The sequence below is a fragment of the Pantoea sp. FN0307 genome (assembly GCF_050113815.1).
GTDB classification, from domain to species: Bacteria; Pseudomonadota; Gammaproteobacteria; order Enterobacterales; family Enterobacteriaceae; genus Mixta; species Mixta alhagi.
The window spans coordinates 82,490-96,064 of sequence record NZ_JBNJSO010000008.1; the positions used below are offsets into that span (position 1 = coordinate 82,490).

Annotated in this window: 14 protein-coding genes; 3 read left to right on the forward strand and 11 right to left on the reverse strand. The window is 54.3% G+C overall.

Going from position 1 to position 13,575, the window contains the following annotated elements:
• Nucleotides 1-85: 85 nt before the first annotated feature.
• A complete protein-coding gene (locus tag ACQE3Z_RS18810; protein WP_426974943.1) occupies nt 86-688 on the reverse strand; it encodes a DUF1454 family protein in 603 nt (200 codons plus the stop codon).
• Nucleotides 689-791: 103 nt separating this feature from the next.
• On the opposite strand from ACQE3Z_RS18810, the gene ACQE3Z_RS18815 reads away from it, so the two are divergent.
• Nucleotides 792-1,244: a DUF805 domain-containing protein gene (locus ACQE3Z_RS18815; protein ID WP_426974944.1), complete on the forward strand. Its 453-nt coding sequence runs from the start codon at nt 792-794 to the stop codon at nt 1,242-1,244.
• Here the strand turns inward: ACQE3Z_RS18815 and fpr are convergent.
• Nucleotides 1,235-1,981 carry a ferredoxin--NADP(+) reductase gene (gene fpr / locus ACQE3Z_RS18820; protein ID WP_426974945.1) on the reverse strand — a complete coding sequence of 249 codons (747 nt, stop codon included), beginning with the start codon at nt 1,979-1,981 and terminating at the stop codon, nt 1,235-1,237. The two genes, ACQE3Z_RS18815 and fpr, sit on opposite strands and share 10 nt — an antisense overlap.
• 303 nt (nt 1,982-2,284) lie before the next feature.
• Between fpr and emrD the strand changes: the two genes are divergently transcribed.
• Nucleotides 2,285-3,463 (forward strand): multidrug efflux MFS transporter EmrD, encoded by a 1,179-nt coding sequence (emrD, locus tag ACQE3Z_RS18825; protein WP_426974946.1) that lies wholly within the window; start codon nt 2,285-2,287, stop codon nt 3,461-3,463.
• A gap of 3 nt (nt 3,464-3,466) precedes the next feature.
• Here the strand turns inward: emrD and glpX are convergent, their stop codons facing one another.
• The 3 genes from glpX to ACQE3Z_RS18840 all read right to left on the reverse strand — a co-directional run bounded on the left by glpX (nt 3,467) and on the right by ACQE3Z_RS18840 (nt 6,976).
• Nucleotides 3,467-4,477 (reverse strand): class II fructose-bisphosphatase, encoded by a 1,011-nt coding sequence (gene glpX / locus ACQE3Z_RS18830; protein WP_250651184.1) that lies wholly within the window; start codon nt 4,475-4,477, stop codon nt 3,467-3,469.
• 96 nt (nt 4,478-4,573) lie between these two features.
• Nucleotides 4,574-6,088, reverse strand: coding sequence for a glycerol kinase GlpK (glpK, locus tag ACQE3Z_RS18835; protein ID WP_085072260.1), 1,515 nt, complete (start codon nt 6,086-6,088; stop codon nt 4,574-4,576).
• A 30-nt stretch (nt 6,089-6,118) separates the two neighbouring features.
• The gene (locus ACQE3Z_RS18840; protein ID WP_426974947.1) at nt 6,119-6,976 is read right to left on the reverse strand and encodes an MIP/aquaporin family protein; all 858 of its coding nucleotides are present in this window, start codon (nt 6,974-6,976) and stop codon (nt 6,119-6,121) included.
• A gap of 441 nt (nt 6,977-7,417) precedes the next feature.
• Between ACQE3Z_RS18840 and zapB the strand changes: the two genes are divergently transcribed.
• Nucleotides 7,418-7,657: a cell division protein ZapB gene (zapB, locus tag ACQE3Z_RS18845; protein WP_085069362.1), complete on the forward strand. Its 240-nt coding sequence runs from the start codon at nt 7,418-7,420 to the stop codon at nt 7,655-7,657.
• 109 nt (nt 7,658-7,766) lie between these two features.
• On the opposite strand, the gene rraA is transcribed toward zapB, so the two are convergent.
• From rraA to cytR, 6 genes are all read right to left on the reverse strand, one after another.
• Nucleotides 7,767-8,252: a ribonuclease E activity regulator RraA gene (gene rraA, locus ACQE3Z_RS18850; protein WP_085072261.1), complete on the reverse strand. Its 486-nt coding sequence runs from the start codon at nt 8,250-8,252 to the stop codon at nt 7,767-7,769.
• Nucleotides 8,253-8,348: 96 nt separating this feature from the next.
• On the reverse strand, nt 8,349-9,269 hold the full coding sequence (locus ACQE3Z_RS18855) for a 1,4-dihydroxy-2-naphthoate polyprenyltransferase (RefSeq protein WP_426974948.1): 921 nt from the start codon (nt 9,267-9,269) through the stop codon (nt 8,349-8,351).
• A gap of 158 nt (nt 9,270-9,427) precedes the next feature.
• The gene (gene hslU / locus ACQE3Z_RS18860; RefSeq protein WP_250651181.1) at nt 9,428-10,759 is read right to left on the reverse strand and encodes an HslU--HslV peptidase ATPase subunit; all 1,332 of its coding nucleotides are present in this window, start codon (nt 10,757-10,759) and stop codon (nt 9,428-9,430) included.
• Nucleotides 10,760-10,770: 11 nt separating this feature from the next.
• Nucleotides 10,771-11,301 (reverse strand): ATP-dependent protease subunit HslV, encoded by a 531-nt coding sequence (hslV, locus tag ACQE3Z_RS18865; RefSeq protein ID WP_085069368.1) that lies wholly within the window; start codon nt 11,299-11,301, stop codon nt 10,771-10,773.
• Between the two features lie 90 nt (nt 11,302-11,391).
• On the reverse strand, nt 11,392-12,339 hold the full coding sequence (ftsN, locus tag ACQE3Z_RS18870; RefSeq protein ID WP_426974949.1) for a cell division protein FtsN: 948 nt from the start codon (nt 12,337-12,339) through the stop codon (nt 11,392-11,394).
• 176 nt (nt 12,340-12,515) lie between these two features.
• On the reverse strand, nt 12,516-13,541 hold the full coding sequence (gene cytR / locus ACQE3Z_RS18875) for a DNA-binding transcriptional regulator CytR (protein ID WP_426974950.1): 1,026 nt from the start codon (nt 13,539-13,541) through the stop codon (nt 12,516-12,518).
• Between the last annotated feature and the right edge of the window lie 34 nt (nt 13,542-13,575).

A 13,575-nucleotide genomic window follows, 5' to 3' on the forward strand; every position in this document is an offset into this window, starting at 1 on the left:
TGCCCGACGGGCAGCGATGTCTGCCAGACAGTATAGAGATGTTAACCCTGAATGGCTTTGCTTTTCGTCATTTTTGGCACAACCCTTAGGGCACAGTGAGCGAGAGCTTGATTGGCTCTACAGCAAAGGTGAGCCCCTTTTCGCCGTTGTCTGCGACTACAAAGCGTAGCGCGCCTTCGGTCTGCGAATAATAGCGTGCGCCTTTCCCTTTGCTCAGCAGCTCATTCAGCCTTTTGCGGCTATCTTCTGGCGAACGTGTTGGCGAGAAAAAGCGCATCAGCGCCGTCATATATGCCTGTGCTTTTTCCTGTGCTGCTTTTTCATCAGGGCCGGGAATTGGCAGCCAGGTGATCTGGAGCGTTTTTATTTTTCCGGTGCCCGGCTCCAGCGCCGTAGAGGCGTAGAGCGTTTCGCTGATCTTGCTGGCCGCACGCGTTAATGGACTTTTATCCAGTCGGCTATCGATCGCCCGATATTCGCTGAGCGGTAAATCAGGATTTGCCGTATTATACTTTTCCCGAAACTGCGCAATACTCATATCAAATGTTGGCGCACCTGGCAGCAGGTAAGGCGCAGTGGGCAAGTCATTACTACGCGACGATACATCATCGGCATGCGCGGCGGTGCCCGTCAATAGTGCCAATAGTATCGGGATGGGCGTCAGCAAAGAGCCTGGCGCTTTCTTCATTTTTTTTGCCCTGTCCAGTAAACTCAGCCCAGATTAGAACGGTTTTTACCCGCCAAAGTCAAAAGCTGCGGCAACCCTTTTTAGTTTTCCTCGGGACGAAAGCATGACGCTACAGCAATGGTGTTTTTCTTATCGTGGTCGCCTGGGACGGCGTGACTTCTGGATTTGGCAGATAGTCTGGCTGTTGACCATGACCGCGCTTTTCACGCTGGCGGGAAACGATCTGCTGGATACCCAGACGGCAGCATTCTGCGTGGTCTGCTTGCTATGGCCTGCCAGCGCGGTGCTGGTGAAACGCCTGCACGATCGTAACAAACGCGGCTACTGGGCGCTGTTGCTGGTGGTTGCCTGGATCCTGCTGGCGGGTAACTGGGGCGTTTTAGGCGCTGGCTGGCACAGCGGTCTGGGACGTTTTGTGCCTGCGCTAATTCTTGTCGGCATGTTATGCGAATTAGGGCTACTGAGCGGTTCGGCAGGCGAAAACCGTTATGGTCGTGCCGCGCAGCCGGTTAACTATTTTCGCTGGCGCGGCGTGGAAAAAAGTCCTCACCAGTAATGCTCGCTGGTGATATGACCGGGTTTACGCCGCAGATGTTTATTCATTGCGCGCGTCTCTTTTAACAGTTGTTGGGTATCGCGCACCATTTGCGGATTACCGCACAGCATAACGTGGCTGCTGTCAGCCTCCATTGGCAGCCCTACCGCACGCTCCAGCTCACCGCTGGCGATCAGCGCCGGGACGCGCCCCGTTAACGAGCCCGGGCTCTCTTCGCGGCTGACGACCGTCTGGATCCGCAGCGTGCCGTTATAGCGCTGCTCTAACTGCTGCATGAGCGGCAGATAACTTAAATCGGCGGCGTAGCGCGCGGCATGAACCAGTACCAGATTCTGGAACCGCTCCAGGCCTTCGCCCTGTTGCAAAATCGAAAGGTAAGGGCCGATAGCGGTGCCGGTTGCCAGCATCCACAGGGTTTGGCATTCGGGGATCTCTTCCAGCACAAAAAAACCGGCGGCTTCTTTCGTCACCATTACCCGATCGCCCGGCTGTAAGGCATGTAGCCTTGGGCTTAATTTCCCTTCCGGCACATTGACCAGGTAAAATTCTAAAGCGGGATCGGCAGGAGCATTCACATAAGAGTAGGCGCGCTGCACCCGCTCGCCTTCAATCTCCAGCGCCAGCTTGGCAAACTGACCAGCGGTAAAGGGCGTGACGGGAGCATTAACCTTGATGCTGAATAAACTATCCGTCCAGTGTGTAACTTCCGTAACGCTGCCGTTAACCCATTCAGCCATGACTTTTCCTCTCTCCAGTTAGCTCTTTGCCTATCTTCGTCACTCAACGCCGTTTTTTCCAGCCTGCCTGCGCCAGAAAAGCTCTGCGCGACAAAAGGAGGTATCAGTTTGTGCGGCCGTATAGTTAGTTTTACAAAGAAGGGCAATTTCTGCTGACAGAATGGCAAAAAAACTTATCGCTGCGTCATTCCCTTCTGTGAGCAAACTGCTATTTTTGCCGCCATCAAACCTGAAATCCCCACTGATTTGCTACATAACAGTCAAACAGTGGGCTTTTATTCTGTAACTTTCTTCTAAGTGGCTATGAAAAAGATAGAAAACGGACATCTGTTACTGATGCTGATTGTATTGGTGGCGGTAGGACAAATGGCACAAACCATCTATGTCCCGGCAATGGCCGACATTGCTGCATCTTTTAACATACGCGATGGCGTAATGCAGCGCGTAATGGCCGCCTACCTGATGACCTATGGTAGTTCACAGCTGATTTACGGGCCTCTCTCCGATAGCGTGGGACGTAAACCGGTAATACTGGCGGGCATGGCTATTTTTATGCTGGGCGCGCTGGGGGCATTGCTTGCGCCTTCTATTGACTGGCTGATAGCGGCCAGCGCCCTGCAGGGATTAGGCACCGGCGTCGCAGGCGTGATGGCGCGGACCATGCCGCGTGATTTATATGCCGGCAGCGCGCTGCGTCAGGCAAACAGCCTGTTAAATATGGGGATTCTTGTCAGCCCACTTGCAGCGCCAATGATCGGCGCGATGCTAACGCATCTGTTTGGCTGGCACGCCTGCTTTGCTTTCCTGCTGCTGCTGTGTTTGCTGGTCACCGGCGCAATGGCGCGCTGGCTCCCGGAAACCCGTCCTCTGGCGAGCGAAACCCGGCCACTGTTTTCGCGTTATCGGCCATTACTGAGCGATCGCATTTTTGTTCGCTATCTGATTATGCTTATTGGCGCGCTGGCGGGGATTGCCGTCTATGAGGCAAGCTGCGGCATTTTGATGGGCGGCGTGCTGGGGCTGGATGCAATGACCATCAGTATTCTGTTTATTCTGCCGATCCCGGCAGCCTTTTTCGGCGCCTGGTTTGCCGGACGTGACGAGAAAAGCTTTCATACGCTGATGTGGTATGCGGTAAACAGCTGCCTGCTGGCTGGCGTTCTGATGTGGCTGCCCGCCTGGTTTGGCATCATGAATATCTGGACGCTGCTGGTACCGGCATCCCTGTTTTTCTTTGGCGCCGGGATGATGTTTCCGCTGGCAACATCTGGCGCGATGGAGCCTTACGCCTGGCTGGCGGGGACGGCTGGCGCACTGATTGGCGGGCTACAGAACCTGGGTTCCGGGCTGGTTGCCTGGCTGTCGGCGATGCTGCCGCAGAACAGCCAGTTTAGCTTGGGCATGCTGATGTGCGCGACTGCAGTGTTAATGCTGCTGTGCTGGTGGCCGCTATCAAAAGGCCCCGAACCGCAGGCCATTTGATGCTTACAGGATCCACGGATGCAGCGCCGTATCCTTGCGATCGAGATAGTGAATCGACTGAATACGGCGGATAGTCCTTGATTTACCCCGGATCAGCAGCGTTTCACTGGTTGCGATATTTCCCTGGCGCGTAATGCCTTTCAGCAGGTCGCCACTGGTAATGCCGGTGGCGGAGAAAATCACATTGTCGTTACGCGCCATCATATCTAACGTCAGCACCTGATGGGCGTTGATCCCCATTTCATGGCAACGCGCCAGTTCCTGCTCGCCCAGGCGCCGGTTTTCTTCGCTTTCCCCTTTCACCTCATGACGAGGCAGCAGACGCCCCTGCATGTCGCCATCCAGCGCGCGGATCACCGCTGCTGATACCACGCCTTCCGGCGCACCGCCGATGCCGTACAGCACATCGACTTCACTATCGGGCATACAGGTCAGGATAGAGGCGGCGACATCGCCGTCGGGGATCGCGAAAATGCGCACGCCCAGCTGCTGCATCTGCCTGATCACGTCATCATGGCGCGGCTTCGCCAGAATGGTTACCGTCAGTTCATCCAGCGTTTTGCCTGATGCCGCTGCGATATTTTTCAGGTTAGTTTCCAGCGGCAGGTTGAGATCGATATGGCCTTTGGCGGCGGGGCCGACAATCAGCTTTTCCATATACATATCGGGCGCATTCAGGAACGTGCCCCGGTCGCCAACCGCCAGCACGGCCAGCGCATTCGCCTGACCCATGGCGGTCATGCGGGTGCCTTCAATCGGATCGACAGCGATATCAACGGCATCGCCGTTGCCGGTGCCGACTTTCTCACCGATATAGAGCATCGGCGCTTCATCGATTTCACCTTCGCCGATAACAATCTGACCGTCGATATCAACTTTGTTGAGCATAATGCGCATGGCATTCACTGCTGCGCCATCAGCCTGATTTTTGTCGCCGCGACCCAACCATTTATAGCCTGCCAGAGCGGCAGCTTCGGTAACGCGGGAGAATTCAATGGCGAGTTCTCGTTTCATGACCAGCCTCTGAAAAAACAAATGAGGCGAAAGTGTATCACAGCGGGGAAAGGGGAGAGAAAAGCCCGCGCCGCCTGGCGACGCGGGCCTGAAGCATTACTCGTCGTGCTCTTCCCATGCCTGGGCACGGGCCACAGCTTTACGCCAGCCGGCGTAGCGATAGTTTCGCTCGGTGGTTTCAATGCTCGGGCGGAATTCGCGCTCAATAACCGCTTTCGCACGTACTTCATCCAGATCTTTCCAGAAGCCCACTGCCAGACCGGCAAGATAGGCCGCACCCAGGGCGGTGACTTCACGTACTTCCGGCCGCTCTACGCGGGTACCGAGAATATCGGACTGGAACTGCATCAGGAAGTTATTTGCGACCGCGCCGCCGTCAACGCGCAGGGATTGCAGACGCGTATTGGCATCATTCTGCATCGCTTCCAGCACGTCGCGCGTCTGATAGGCGATAGATTCCAGCGTTGCACGAATAATATGATTGGCATTTGCGCCGCGCGTCAGACCAAACAGCGCACCACGCGCATAGGGATCCCAGTAAGGCGCGCCCAGACCGGTAAAGGCAGGAACCATATAGACGCCGTTTGAGTCTTTTACTTTCATGGCGAAATATTCTGAGTCGGCAGAATCGCTGATCAGTTTCATCTCATCGCGCAGCCACTGAATTGCGGCACCACCGATAAACACGGCACCTTCCAGCGCATAGTTAACTTCACCGCGCGGGCCGCAGGCGATAGTGGTTAACAGGCCGTGCGTAGAGGTGACCGCCTCGGTGCCGGTGTTCATCAGCATAAAGCAGCCGGTACCGTAAGTATTTTTCGCCATACCCGGCAATACACAGAGCTGGCCATACAGTGCCGCCTGCTGATCGCCAGCGATACCGGCGATAGGAATACGCGTTCCGCCTTTACCGCCGATATTGGTTTGCCCATACACTTCAGATGAAGATTTCACTTCCGGCAGCATTTCACGCGGAATGTCGAGGATGTCCAGCATCCGCTGATCCCATTCCAGCTTATGAATGTTGTACATCATGGTACGCGATGCGTTGGTGTGGTCGGTAATATGTACCCGGCCCTGGGTCATTTTCCAGATAAGCCAGGTATCCACGGTTCCGAACAGCAGCTCGCCACGTTTGGCGCGCTCGCGTGCACCTTCCACATGATCGAGGATCCATTTCACTTTGGTGCCAGAGAAATAGGGGTTAATTACCAGACCCGTGGTGTGCTGAATGTACTCTTCCAGCCCCTCTTTTTTCAGCTTTTCGCAGTAGTCAGCCGTGCGTGGATCCTGCCAGACAATTGCGTTATAGATCGGTTTGCCAGATTCTTTATCCCAGACAATCGCCGTTTCGCGCTGGTTAGTAATACCGATAGCAGCAATCTGGTCAGAGCGAATATCCGCATGCGCCAGCACTTCAACCAGCGTAGAGCTTTGGGAAGCCCAGATATCCATCGGATCGTGTTCAACCCAGCCCGCTTTCGGATAGATTTGTGTAAATTCGCGTTGGGAAACGGCCACGATGTTGGCGTCATGGTCAAGAACCACAGCACGAGAGCTGGTAGTGCCCTGATCGAGCGCGACAATATATTTTTTATCTGTAGACATAATCAATTCCTGATGTGCAAAGATTAAACACTGTTACGCTTTATGCTGCTCAGCGCGCGCGACCGGCTTTCCCGCTTTGGTATCCTGCGTGATATTAAGGTTGCAGGGCAGATGACGGCAGATCAGTGAGCGATAACCCCAGGCTCCCAGACAGGCACCAACCAGCGGGCCAAAAATCGGCACGAGGAAATAGGGAATATCACGGCCACCGGTAAAGGCGACGTTACCCCAGCCTGCCAGCCAGGCGAAAATTTTTGGACCAAAATCACGTGCCGGGTTCAGTGCGAATCCGGTCAGCGGCCCCATTGCACCACCGATAATCGCAACCAGCAAACCAATAAGCAGCGGTGCTAATGGCCCACGAGGTACGCCATTGCCATCATCGGTAAGCGCCATAATCACAGCCATCAATACTGCCGTAATCACCATCTCCACCAGAAACGCCTGCCCTACACTAATATGCGGGTTAGGGTAGGTTGAAAATATGCCGGCCAGATCGAGGCTTTCTGCGCTGCCGCGTAGCATCTGATGGCTGCTTTCATAGTCAATAAATAAGCTGTAATAAAGTCCATAAACCAGTGCGGCGGCGCAGAATGCTCCGGCGACCTGAGCCACAATATAAGGGGCAACTTTACGTCCTTCAAAATTGGCGAACAGGCAAAGTGCGACGGTAACGGCTGGGTTCAGGTGTGCGCCTGAAACCCCTGCCGTCATATAGACGGCCATGGCCACGGCCAGGCCCCAGACAATGCAAATTTCCCATTGACCGAAAGCGGCGCCAGTCAGCTTCATTGCGGCGACACAGCCAGCGCCGAAGAAGATGATCATGCCGGTTCCAATAAATTCGGCAATGCACTGACCTTTGAGTGTGCTAGTTGCTGTCTGACTCATAATGAAATTCCTGAAGGCGAGGTTAAATTTTATCAATCGTTGTTTTCATTCCATTGAGCTACCCAAACAAATGTAGGGCTGTTGTGAATTTATCGTTAACGCGCATAAACGAGAAATAGCGAACGCTAAAACTGTGTAGTCCATCAAAAAAATGCTCGCTTTCGCGTCTTTTGCTGTTCTTTAAACATCATTTTTGTCACCTCTCGCTGCACGTTGCGTTCGTTTTGTTAACAAACGGGCCATTATCAACGATTAGGCTGCCGTACCGCTTTCGGTATATGCTGAAAAGTGTTACATACTGCGCTTCACAACGGTTCGCCGCTGGACTTGGGCTGTGCGGCTACTTACAATCGGAGTGTTAGATTTTTTTACGAAGTTTTGTGATGTCTCGTCGTCTGCGGCTGGCATCATCAACGCCTTGCGATTAGGAGAAGTCATAGAATGTCATTTGAAGTATTCGAGAAACTGGAAGCGAAAGTACAGCAGGCGATTGATACCATCACGCTGCTGCAGATGGAAATCGAAGAGCTGAAAGAGCAGAACAACAGCCTGAAACATGAAGTTCAACAGGCCTCGGGAAACAGCGAAGCGCTGGTGCGTGAAAACCAGCACCTGAAAGAAGAACAGGTTCAGTGGCAGGAGCGCCTGCGGGCTTTGTTAGGTAAGATGGAAGAAGTTTAATCCGCACGGATGCTGCTTTCATCGAACATAAAAAACGGGTGCCCAGGCACCCGTTTTTGCTGTCCGCGATCTGCCCTGGCGACAAGCTCAGGCGCAGTAACCGCATCCGCTATTCAATATCCAGCGGATCTTCCGACAGGATAATACCGGTGTTGTCCGCGTACAGATGATCGCCGGAAAAGAAGGTAACACCGCCAAAGTTAACGCGAATATCGCTTTCGCCAATGCCTTCGCCCGCCGCGCCAACCGGAATAGCGGCAATAGCCTGGATACCAATATCCAGCTCTTCCAGATCGTCAACCTGGCGGACCGAGCCGTAGACCACAATGCCTTCCCATTCGTTCTGCACCGCCAGCTGAGCCAGCGCCGCATCAACCAGCGCGCGCCGCACTGAGCCGCCGCCATCTACCAGCAGCACACGACCCCGGCCATTTTCTTCCAGCAGGTCGTATAACAGGCCGTTGTCCTCGAAACATTTCACCGTCGTGATTTGGCCGCCAAACGAGGTGCGACCTCCAAAATTGGAGAAAAGGGGCTCTACCACGTTTACGTCTTCGTGATAGATGTCGCAGAGTTCGGAAGTATCGTATTTCATAGGATTTTCGTCTGTTTGCCACAGGAGCGGTAAGTATATCGCTTTATTTAAGTTGTTGGCAAAATCATCAATGGTGCAAAGGTTGCGATATATCAATCAAAGCAGCATCCCTATAGAAAACAGCACGTTCGCCAGCAGCGCTGCTTTCACCGTTTTTTCCAGCATGGGACGCATAGCAAGGGGCGATCTTTCACGCAGAATATAGAGGCCTTGTTGCCAGAACAGCGGCGCAGAGAGCAGAAAAAGCCAGCTTCCCCAGCCTGGGCGGGCGAAACAGGCAAAGGCGGCATAGCAGAGCAGCGCGCCGCTCAGCAGCAGCAGGTGATAGCGGCGAGCGTGAGCAGCGCCCAGCCGTACTGCCAGCGTCATCTTGCCGCATTGACGATCGGTTTCAATATCGCGCAGATTATTGATATTAAGCACCGCCGCCGCCAGCAGGCCGCTGGCCGTTGCAGGTAACAGCACCAGCGGTTTGATAAGGTGGCTCTGCAGGTAAAAGCTGCCGCTGACGGCCAGCCAGCCGAAAAATATCAACACCGATAAATCGCCCAGGCCCAGGTAGCCATAGGGCTTTTTTCCTACGGTGTAGGCAATGGCTGCGACAATCGCCAGCGCCCCCAGCAGCAGAAAACTCAACATATCGCTCAGGCTGTGACAGGCATAGCTAATCAGTAAAATGCCGCAGATCAGCGCCATTCCGGTAGCAATAACTATCGATGTCCGCAGCTGCGCTAAGGTAATCGCGCCTTTTTGAATGCCGCGCAAAGGGCCCAGACGTTCGCTACCGTCGCTGCCTTTTACCGCATCCCCATAATCGTTAGCCAGATTAGATAGCACCTGCAGCAGACCACTGGTCAGGAAGCAGAGCAGGGCGATGGTCAGGCTGAAAGCGCCCTGCCACCAGGCCAGAGCAGAGCCTGTCAGAATAGAGGCGAATGCCAGCGGCAAAGTGCGCAAGCGCAGGCTTTCCATCCAGGCGCGGAAGTGAAAGAACGTTGCCGGTTGAATATGTTCCATAAGTGAGACCGCCGCCGTTTTTAATCCAAAAGAGGTAGATCGAGTCTACGGCGGTATACACGCAGCCACCTTAACCTCCGTCAAATTGACGTGGTTCAGGCGCAGAAGAAAGCAATAAAAAAGGAGGCCGTAGCCTCCTTACTGATGCTAAATACCGCTTACAGAATGAAGCGGCTGAGGTCTTCGTCAGCAACCAGCTGATCCAGATGCTGCGAAACATACGCGGCATCAATGGTAATGCTGTCACCGCTGCGATCGCTGGCATCATAGGAAATATCTTCCATCAGACGCTCCAGCACCGTATGCAGACGACGCGCACCGATGTTTTCAGTGGTTTCGTTAACCTGCCATGCCGCTTCAGCGATACGGCGAATGCCATCTTCGGTAAAGCTGATATTAACGCCTTCGGTTCCCATCAGCGCTTTATACTGCACGGTAACGGAAGCGCTTGGCTCGGTCAGGATACGTTGGAAATCGTTTACGGTCAGCGGCTGCAGCTCAACGCGAATCGGCAGACGACCCTGCAGTTCCGGAATCAGATCTGACGGGCTGGCTACCTGGAATGCGCCGGAAGCGATAAACAGGATATGGTCGGTTTTAACCATGCCGTGCTTGGTAGAGACGGTGCAGCCTTCTACCAGAGGCAGCAGGTCACGCTGCACGCCTTCGCGAGAAACATCCGGGCCTGAGGTTTCGCCACGCTTACAGATTTTATCGATCTCGTCGATAAACACGATACCGTGTTGCTCAACCGCTTCGATCGCTTCTTCTTTCAGCTCTTCTGGATTGACCAGCTTGGCCGCTTCCTCTTCCACCAGCAGCTTCATTGCATCTTTGATCTTCAGCTTGCGCGGCTTCTGCTTTTGTCCGCCCAGATTCTGGAACATCGACTGCAGCTGGCTGGTCATCTCTTCCATGCCTGGAGGCGCCATGATTTCTACGCCCATCGGCGCGGCGGCCAGGTTGATCTCAATCTCTTTGTCATCCAGCTGGCCTTCGCGCAGTTTTTTACGGAAGGACTGGCGCGCAGCAGACGGCTCGGCATTTTGCTCTGGCTGGCCCCAGTTATTTTTAGCCGGAGGGATCAGCGCATCGAGAATGCGTTCTTCAGCCATCTCTTCTGCGCGGTAGCGATTGCGTTCAATCGCCTGCATACGTACCATTTTCATCGCCGCATCGGTCAAATCGCGGATAATAGAATCCACTTCTTTACCGACGTAGCCGACTTCGGTGAATTTGGTCGCTTCAACCTTGATAAAAGGCGCGTTAGCCAGCTTAGCCAGGCGACGGGCGATTTCCGTTTTACCTACGCCGGTCGGGCCAATCATCAGAATATTTTTCGGCGTAACTTCATGGCGTAGATCTTCATCCAGCTGCATACGACGCCAGCGGTTGCGCAGGGCGATCGCCACAGCACGTTTGGCGCCATCCTGGCCGATGATAAATCTGTTCAGTTCGCTGACAATCTCGCGCGGAGTCATTTCAGACATAGTTTCGATCCTTACGCTTTGGACGCTAATTCTTCAATAGTCAGATTGTGGTTGGTGTAGATGCAGATATCACCTGCAATACCCAACGCTTTTTCGGTAATGTCGCGAGCGCTTAGCTCGGTATTTTCCAGCATGGCGCGTGCCGCCGCCTGGGCGTACGGGCCGCCGGAGCCAATCGCGATCAGATCGTTTTCAGGTTGGATAACATCACCATTGCCGGTAATAATCAGCGAGGCGTTTTCATCCGCCACCGCCAGCAGCGCTTCAAGTTTGCGCAGCATACGGTCGGTTCGCCAGTCTTTAGCAAGTTCCACCGCGGCTTTAACCAAATGGCCCTGATGCATTTCCAGCTTACGCTCGAAAAGCTCGAACAGCGTAAAGGCATCGGCTGTACCGCCAGCAAAACCCGCAATCACCTTATCATTGTAGAGACGACGCACTTTTTTGACGTTGCCTTTCATTACGGTATTACCGAGCGTAGCCTGGCCATCACCGCCAATTACTACGTGGCCGTTGCGTCGTACACTTACTATCGTTGTCACGGGCAGACCCCTTGTTACAGTGGAAAAAGAGCTTCGCGCTGTGTGGCGCGAAGCATAATGCAACAAGATATGGGGCAGGATTGAAGGGTTTCAACCCCCAACCGCGAGAGGAATACAGCCTGAATGACCGGAACTGCGCAGGCGTTTCAGGGTGCTGTCGGCGCTGGCGCGGCTGTTATAGGGCCCGATAACCACTCGGTTCCAGCCGCCGCCGTTAGTGATACGGCTTTCAAAACCTTCAAAGGCCAGTTGGGCGCGGATCGATTCCGCCTGCTCACTGCCTTTAAACGAGCCGCACTGCACCATCCAGCGCTGCGACTTCTCTTTTTCCACCGCTTTGGCTTTGGCGGTTTCCTGCGGTTTAACGCGGCTGTTTTCCTGGGGTTTCGGCGCATTTACCGGCTGCTGAGCGCCATTTTGCGGCAGCATATGCGTTTGCTGCGTGGTTTGCTGTTGAGCACGCTGCTGCTGCAGACGTTGCTGCTGTTCAAGACGCTGTTGCTGCTGAATTTGCTGCTGTTGAACGCGTTGCTGTTGCTCAATGCGCTGCTGCTGCAGCTGCTGTTGCTGGCGCTGTAGCGTCTGCTGACGTTGTATCGGCGTTTGTTCATTCCACGGGACTTCGTTTAGCTGAGTGGGTGCCTGGCGCATATCGGCCTGCATTTGCTCCAGCAATTGGCGCTGCTCATCGGTCAGTTGAGTTTGCGACTGCACTTCGCCGCCGGCGGAAGGCTCTTTTGGCGTGGGCACGCTAAGCTGACGGTTTTCCAGCTCTTTAATATATTTCCAGCGCTCTTCCGGCTTGGGCGGTAACCCGTTTCCACTGACTTTGTGATCCGGGATAATCGGCGTCTCTTCTTTTTTATGATGAGCGATAAACCATAGCCCGCCCGCGAATGTCACCAGCACCGCTACCGCCAGCCCGATCATAATTTTTGAAACGCCGGAGCTGCCGTTGCGTTTCTTGCTGCGGCTATTACTTTTCTTGCGACGCGTCCCCGTCGAACGCCCGCGGCCTACATAATCTTTTTGTGCCACTAATCGTTCCGCTAATTCAAAGAAGAAAATGCATGCCGGATAAAACGCGCTAAGTTAGCGCAACACCTTAGCTATCCGGCTATTAGCCCGCCATGTTACTCAAGGGCTGGAAGTTTGACCAGCAGTGAGTCGATTAAGAATCTGCTGAAACTGCCGGATCAACAGCATTTGAACGCTTAGCTGGCGTGCATTGTGCTTCCGCGCAGCTTGAGTTCAAACTCCAGCAGGCGCGAGCCGTTGTTCACGGTACGGCCCTGTAATTGCTCCAGCAAGAGCAGCATCGCTTCCCGGCCAAGAGCGAAGCGCGGTTGCGCAATGGTAGTTAGCGGAGGATCGCTGTAACGTGAAAGCTCAATATCATCAAAGCCGACCAGAGAGATGTCCTGCGGAATGCGCAGGCCCATGCTTTTCGCCTGCGACATCGCGCCCAGGGCCATAATATCGTTATGGCAAAAGAGCGCCTGCGGAGGCTGTGGTAAAGCCATCAGCCGCTTAAACGCCGCAGCGCCGGCTTCAAAGGTAAAGTCGCCACGTACAATATAGCGTGATTCGATTGCCTGCCCATGGCGGCGTAGCGCCTGAATATAGCCCTGCAAACGATAATGGCTGAGCGGCATCTCTTCCGGGCCGGCAATGCAGGCGATGCGGCGGTGGCCCAGCTGCCATAAATGATTAACCGCTTCGAAGGCTGCAGTCAGGTTATCAATATGCACTGTGGGAAGCTCCAGATCGGGCGCAAATTCATTCGCCATCACCATCGGCGGTAAACTGCGCTGTTCTTCCACCCCGGTATCGAAAGGCACCTGGGAACCCAGCAGTACCATGCCGTCGATCTGACGCGTCAGCATCAGGCTCAGAAAAGTCTTTTCCTGCTGATTCTGATGGGCGCAGTCGCCAATCAGTACCAGATAGCCTTCAGCGGCTGCCGTAACTTCAACGCCGCGAATGATTTCGCTGAAAAAGGGATCGCAGATGTCGGGAACAATAACCAGAATAGTGCGTGATTCGCTGCGTTTGGCATTCCGCGCCAGAGCGTGAGGAGAGTAGCCCACTTCGATCACCGCCTGTTCAACCTTTTGGCGGGTTATCGCTGAGACCTTTTCAGGGTTCATCAGTGCGCGGGACACGGTGGCGGTTGAAACCCCCGCACGCTCAGCCACGTCTTTCATGGTGGCTGCCGTTGACTCCTGGTTCTGCTCCAACGCTTTTCTCCTTACACCGGCCTGAATAGTAAGA